Genomic DNA, 1070 nt, shown 5'->3' with positions numbered 1-1070 from the left:
GGTTTCGCGGTACTGGACGCAGAACTCCCGTTCCGGGTGGGGGTTGCGCAGGCTGAACGCCACATCCCGGACGCCGTTCTCTTTGAGCAGGGTGGTGAGGATGGTTTTGATGTCCTGCTGCTGAAAAATCCGGGCATTCTGGCGCAGGGTGGCGCGCCACATATCGGGCCGGATGGTCATGTCATAGCGGGTCTGATGTTTGCCGGTATTGCCCTGGACAAAACCGGCGACCATGCCGGTGACGGCGCGCTCGACTTTGCCGGCGCGCAGGATGGTCAGGGTGGCGCTTTGGTCGAGGACGGCGGCGAAATCAATCGCCGGGTCGGCGCTGGCTAAACTGACGGTCAGCGTGAACGGGGTGGAGAGGGCTTCGTGCAGGGTAAAGCCGGCCACCACGAAGGTGTGCGGCGGCAGGCCGCCGGCGGTGAGGGTAAACTGTAACCCACCGGCGCGTTGGGGACTCAGCCGGTCGGCGAGGGGCCGGGCGAGGTTGCCGGCGGCGGCGGTTTTTTTCTGGAATGACATATAAGGGTTCCTTCTCTGAATTTACGGGCGGAGCGGCTCGGGGAGCGCGGTCAGGCCGGCGGCTTTTTGCAACGCGTCATACTGGCTGAGCAGGGCGTTAAACCGGTCGTCGGTCTTTTTTATCAGCGCCGGTGAGACGGGCTGTCCCTGTTCGACGGCGGCGGAAAGCTGGCGCAGCAGCTCTTCCAGCGGGATATCACGGTGGTGGCTGTGCTGGATTTGGTAAATCGCCGTTTTCAGGTAAGAGAGGGTGAAACTGCCCCGGTTGCGCTCCTGTTCCAGGATGTTGTCCGCCAGTAACTGGAGCTGATGCCCGGTCTGCTGCCAGCTGCCGGGCGTCGGCGCGTTTTCCCGCCGGAGGGTCTGTAACTGCTGCCAGCGCTGCGTTGCCCGCTGCTGCCGGCGGTCCTGCGGCCAGGTTTTTTGCGCCCTGTCGGTCAGCTGCTCAGCCTGTTGCAGCACCACCAGCGGCGAGGTGTCCGCCAGCCGGGTTAACTGCTGCGCATAAGTTTGCAGGTCGGGGTGGTACAGCCAGGCCAGCCTGG

General features: G+C 64.0%; 2 protein-coding genes. Both read right to left on the bottom strand.

The genetic code is table 11. From position 1 onward, the window contains the following. Nucleotides 1-525, bottom strand: a 525-nt coding sequence (vgrG, locus tag ACGF49_RS24565; RefSeq protein WP_387493319.1) for a type VI secretion system tip protein VgrG, incomplete at its 3' end; no start/stop codon positions are given. Nucleotides 526-546: 21 nt separating this feature from the next. After that, nucleotides 547-1070 (bottom strand): VasL domain-containing protein (locus ACGF49_RS24560; protein ID WP_387493316.1); only part of this gene is annotated, 524 nt, incomplete at its 5' end.

It is taken from the genome of Photorhabdus sp. RM96S (assembly GCF_042879335.1).
Lineage (GTDB): Bacteria > Pseudomonadota > Gammaproteobacteria > Enterobacterales > Enterobacteriaceae > Photorhabdus > Photorhabdus kayaii.
The sequence above is the reverse complement of the archived record's forward strand: the minus strand, read 5'-3'. Positions and strand labels throughout refer to the sequence as shown.